Source organism: Streptomyces sp. NPDC046859 (assembly GCF_040645135.1).
Taxonomy (GTDB): domain Bacteria; phylum Actinomycetota; class Actinomycetes; order Streptomycetales; family Streptomycetaceae; genus Streptomyces.
In genome coordinates this window covers 1-4832 of sequence record NZ_JBEYXR010000054.1, presented here as the reverse complement: position 1 = coordinate 4832, position 4832 = coordinate 1, and the positions used below count along the sequence as shown (strand labels likewise).

Sequence of the window (4832 nt, the reverse complement as noted above, 5' to 3'; positions counted from 1 at the left end):
GAGCAATCCCGGCACAGCGCGAAGAAACAGGAAGCCACGGAATCCCCACCGGAAACCGTGCCGCATAGCGGCACAGCAACCGGTCAGGAAGGCCAAAATCCCCGGGCTTCAACCCGAGGTGCAAGTCAACGTGCGCCGGTCCAGTTGTGCGCGACGTCGACGACGATCCGGCCGTCCGCCACCCACACCCGGAACGGCAGCCGGGCCCGGACGCCGAGTCCGATCTGCGTGTCCCCCTCGAAGCTGCCGACGAACCGCGCGTCCCGGAACGTCCGGTACCCCGTGAGGTTCACCCCCGGCAGCCGCTGACCGGCCCGGGCCGGGTAGGTGGGCTCGCCGCTGTCGGCGTCGTAGGCGGGCGCGGCGACCCGGACCTCGATCACGGCCCCGCCGCCGACGGTGACGGGGCGCCCCGAACCGTCCTGGTGGACGCGGCTCACGTACTGGATGGAGTAGCCGAGCCGCCCGGTGCCCGCGCCGGGGACGTCGACGACCATGCGGTCGAAGCAGGCGTGCCGGCCGGTCCTGACGTTCGTCATCGGCTTCGTCGTGGCGGCTGAGCGGGTCTCTGCCTGGCTGCCCCAACCGGTGGGGCAGGCCGTGGCCTTGGTGGTGGTGGTCGTGGCGGCCCCGGCCGGGACGGCCGCCATGGCCGACGTGGCGGCCACGAGCGCGGCGGTCGCCGCCCATGCCATTCTTGTTCGTCCCATTGCGTCCCCAGAGAGGTGAAGTGCCTGATATCAGAGGAGACAGCCGACTTGACGGAAAGGTTGCACGCAGGCGGAACTTCGTGGTCCGCGGGGAGGACAGGCCACGCCCGCGCCCCGAGCGGCCCCGGGCACGCGCCGTAGGCTGAACACCGTGCACAGCAGCTTCGACAGCCCGGGCGCGGTGGCCGCGCACTTCACCGGGCTCCCCGTGACCGGTGAACGGCCCCTGACCGCGACGCTGACCGAAGTGACCCTGGACGGCGGGCGCGTGGTCGTGGTCAAGCGCGGCGACGGCGAGCGGGCGGCCCGGGCCGAGGCCGCGGGACTGCGCTGGCTGGCCGACGCCGGCGCGGTGCGCGTCCCGCGGGTCCACGGCCACGACGCGCGCTGGCTCGTCACCGACCGCGTCGCCACCGGCCGGTCCGGCGCCGCGGCCGCCGAGCGCTTCGGCCGGGACCTCGCGGCCCTGCACGCCTCGGGCGCCCCCGCGTTCGGCGCGCCGCCGCCCGGCGGTCCCGAGGACGCGTACATCGGCCGCGCCGCGATGCGCAACACCACCGGCCCCGACTGGCCCGGCTGGTACGCCGCGCACCGCGTCCTGCCGTATGTGCGACGGGCCGTCGACGCGGGGACGCTGCGCCCCGCCGAGGCGGATGTGTTCGAGCAGGTCTGCGAGCGGCTGCCCGAGCTGGCCGGCCCCGCCGAACCTCCCGCGCGGCTGCACGGCGACCTGTGGAACGGCAACGTCCTGTGGGGCGCCGACGGGCATGTCCGGCTGATCGACCCGGCCGCGCACGGCGGGCACCGCGAGACCGACCTCGCGATGCTCCGGCTCTTCGGCTGCCCCCACCTGGACCGCGTGCTGGACGGCTACCGGCGGCAGACGCCGCTCGCCGACGGCTGGACCGGCCGCGTCGGCCTGCACCAGCTCTTCCCGCTCCTCGTCCACGCCGTCCTGTTCGGCCGCGGCTACGCCGAACAGGCCCTCACGGCCGCCCGGGCGGCCCTGCGCCGCTGAAGACCGGCGTCGGACCGGCGGAGAGCCGTGCGAGGCCTTCGGCGTCCGGGGTGCCCGGCTCGGCCGTGTAGACCATCAGCCGCAGATCGCTGCCGGACACCGCGAGGATGTCGCAGTCCAGGGTGAGCGGACCGGCGTCGGGGTGGTCGACGACCTTGCGGCCGGTCTCGTGCCGGCCGACCGCGCCCGACTCCCACAGCTCGGCGAAGCGAGGACTGCGCTCGCGCAGCCGCGCCACCAGTTCCCGCAGCCGGGGGTCCGCGGGGTAGCGGCTCACGGTCGCCCGCAGGTCGGCGACGATCCCGGCCTCGAAGTCCCGTCGCTCGCGGTCCGTGTGCCGTACCCGGCCCCGCGGCCCGAGGAACGCCCGCCACACACCGTTGCGTTCGAAGCCGCGCAGTGCCCCCGGGTCCCCCATCAGGGCGGCGTACGGCGGATTCGCCTCCAGGAGCGTCCAGGAGGCGTCGTAGACGCCGACGGGCGTGCCGCCGAGCCGGTCCAGCACCCGCCGCACGCTCGGCGTGAGGTGCCCGGGGACCGTCTCCGGGCCGGGCGGCACCAGGTCCGCCAGCCGGAACAGATGCGCCCGCTCGTCCGCCGACAACCGCAGGGCCCGGGCCAGCGCCTCCACGATCTGCGCGGACGGATTGCTCGCCCGGCCCTGTTCGAGCCGGGTGACGTAGTCGGCCGAGATCCCGGCCAGCAGGGCCAGTTCCTCCCGGCGCAGCCCGGCCGCCCTGCGGTGCCCGCCCTTGGGCAGTCCCGCGGCCTGCGGGGGGACCCGGTCCCGCCAGCGGCGCAGGGCCCGCCCGAGTTCCGTCGCCGTCATCCCCCCAGTGAACACCGTCCGCCGGGCGGGTGCCTGGTACCGGCGGTCCCAGGAAGGAGGGGCTGCTGGCAGCGGGCCCCGCCGCGCAGGAGGCTGGACGCATGACGACGACACTCATCACCGGAGCGAACAAGGGACTCGGTCTCGAGACGGCCCGCCGGCTCGTCGAGGCCGGCCACACCGTGTACGTCGGCGCCCGGGACGCCGAGCGGGGCCGCGCGGCCGCCGAACGCATCGGCGCCCGGTTCGTGCTGATGGACGTCACCGACGACGCCTCCGTACGGGCCGCCGCGAAGACCGTCGAGGCCGACGGCGGGCTCGACGTGCTGGTCAACAACGCCGGCATCGAGCTGCGCGGCCCGGACAACGGCGTGCCCGCGGCCGGTGACACCACCGCCGACGAGATGCGCACCGTGTTCGAGACCAACGTCTTCGGCGTCGTGCGCGTGACCCACGCCTTCCTGCCGCTGCTCCAGCGGTCCCCGGCACCCGTCGTGGTGAACGTCAGCAGCGGCCTCGCCTCGCTGTCCGGGCTCTCCGACCCGGACTCGCCGGCCCACTTCTACCAGGCCCTGGCCTACCCGTCCTCCAAGGCGGCGGTCAACATGATCACCGTGCAGTACGCCAAGGCGTTCCCGGCCCTGCGGATCAACGCCGTAGAGCCGGGCTTCACCGCCACCGACCTCAACGGGCGCACCGGCACCCAGAGCGTCGAGCAGGGCGCCGAGATCATCGTGCGGATGGCCCAAGTGGGTCCCGACGGCCCGACCGGCGGCTACGTCGACGTCGACGGGCCGCTGCCCTGGTGAGGAGCCGGGACGGGCGGCGCCTCAGACGACGCCGTCGGCGCGCAGGTCCGCGATCTCCCCCGGGGTGCGGCCGAGTTCGGCGAGGATCGCGTCGGTGTGCTCGCCGGCCGCGGGGACGGGGTCCATGCGCGCGGGCACGCCCACGAGGTCGGCCGGCGGCAGCAGGGCGCGGACGCTCGCACCGCCCGGCACCTCCACCGCGCCCCAGCGGCCGCGGGCGGCCAGCACCGGGTGGTCGAGGAAGGCGGCGACGTCGTTGACGCCCGCGCAGGCGACGCCGATGTCCTCCAGCTCCTTGAGGATCTCCTCGGCGGTGGAGCGGGCGCAGCGCTCGGCCACGACGGAGTTGACCTCGGCGCGGTGTGCGACACGGGCCGAACTCGTCGCGAAGCGCGGGTCGTCGGTCAGCTCGGGCCGGCCCAGGAACCGGGCGCAGAGCACCGCCCACTCGCGCTCGTTCTGGATGGAGAGCAGCACCTGCCGCCCGTCGGCGGCCGTGAACGCGCCGTACGGGGCGAGCGTCGGGTGCTGGGTGCCCAGCCGCTCCGGCTGGGCGCCGCCGTACTCCGTGTAGTAGGCGGGCTGCCCCATCCACTCCGCCAGCGCCTCGAACAGGGACACCTCGACGGGGTGGACCGACCCCGTGGTGGCCCGGGTGAACAGCGCGGTGAGGATGCCGCTGTAGGCGTACATGCCGGCCGCGATGTCGGCGACGGAGATCCCGACGCGGGCGCTGCTGGTGGCGTCCCCGGTCAGCGACACCAGCCCGGTCTGGCACTGCACGAGCAGGTCGTACGACTTGCGGTCGGCCCACGGTCCGGAGGTGCCGTAGCCGGAGATCGTGCAGGGGATCAGGCGGGGCCACCGCTCGGCGAGCGCCGCCGTCCCGAGGCCGAGCCGTCCGGCCGCGCCCGGGGCCAGGTTCTGCATGAAGACGTCGGCGCCGTCCAGCAGCCCGTGCAGGATCTCCCGTCCGCGCGGCGACTTCAGGTCCAGCGTGAGGGATTCCTTGGAGCGGTTCAGCCACACGAAATAGCTGGACTGCCCGTGCACCGTGGTGTCGTAGCGGCGGGCGAAGTCCCCGTCGCCGGGCCGCTCCACCTTGATCACCCGCGCCCCGAGGTCGGCGAGCTGCCGGGTGGCGTAGGGCGCGGCGACGGCCTGTTCGAGGCTGACGACGGTGATGCCGGCGAGGGGGAGACGCGGGGTGCTCATGACGCCATGTGTACGGCCCCGCCGAAGATCACGTCAATGACGGGTCGGCCGCCGCCCAGGTCAGGCGGGCAGCCGGAGTGTCTCGACGGCCCGGACGAGGGGGGCGAGTTCGGGGTTGCGGGCGGCGTCGTCGAGTGCTTCGCGCAGGGCTTTGTTGTGGGTGGGGCGGGCCTGGTCGAGGAGGCGGAGTCCGGCGTCGGTGACGTCGGTGTAGATGCCGCGCCGGTCGGTGGGGCAGAGGTAGCGGGAGA

At 74.6% G+C, this 4832-nt stretch carries 5 protein-coding genes and 1 pseudogene; 2 read left to right on the top strand and 4 right to left on the bottom strand.

Annotation, left to right across the window (positions count from 1 at the left end):
* Positions 1-125: 125 nt before the first annotated feature.
* Positions 126-695 (bottom strand): hypothetical protein, encoded by a 570-nt coding sequence (locus ABZ899_RS36365; RefSeq protein WP_361355165.1) that lies wholly within the window; start codon positions 693-695, stop codon positions 126-128.
* A 166-nt stretch (positions 696-861) separates the two neighbouring features.
* Here ABZ899_RS36365 and ABZ899_RS36360 point away from each other — a divergent pair, with 166 nt between their 5' ends.
* On the top strand, positions 862-1728 hold the full coding sequence (locus ABZ899_RS36360; RefSeq protein WP_361355163.1) for a fructosamine kinase family protein: 867 nt from the start codon (positions 862-864) through the stop codon (positions 1726-1728).
* Here ABZ899_RS36360 and ABZ899_RS36355 read toward each other — a convergent pair.
* Positions 1697-2557: a helix-turn-helix transcriptional regulator gene (locus ABZ899_RS36355; RefSeq protein WP_361355160.1), complete on the bottom strand. Its 861-nt coding sequence runs from the start codon at positions 2555-2557 to the stop codon at positions 1697-1699. The two genes, ABZ899_RS36360 and ABZ899_RS36355, sit on opposite strands and share 32 nt — an antisense overlap.
* A gap of 101 nt (positions 2558-2658) precedes the next feature.
* Here ABZ899_RS36355 and ABZ899_RS36350 point away from each other — a divergent pair, with 101 nt between their 5' ends.
* The gene (locus ABZ899_RS36350; protein ID WP_361355157.1) at positions 2659-3366 is read left to right on the top strand and encodes an SDR family oxidoreductase; all 708 of its coding nucleotides are present in this window, start codon (positions 2659-2661) and stop codon (positions 3364-3366) included.
* A gap of 21 nt (positions 3367-3387) precedes the next feature.
* Here the strand turns inward: ABZ899_RS36350 and ABZ899_RS36345 are convergent, their stop codons facing one another.
* Positions 3388-4581 carry a CaiB/BaiF CoA-transferase family protein gene (locus ABZ899_RS36345; protein ID WP_361355155.1) on the bottom strand — a complete coding sequence of 398 codons (1194 nt, stop codon included), beginning with the start codon at positions 4579-4581 and terminating at the stop codon, positions 3388-3390.
* Positions 4582-4641: 60 nt separating this feature from the next.
* Positions 4642-4832: pseudogene (locus ABZ899_RS36340) on the bottom strand (MarR family transcriptional regulator); the annotation flags it as partial.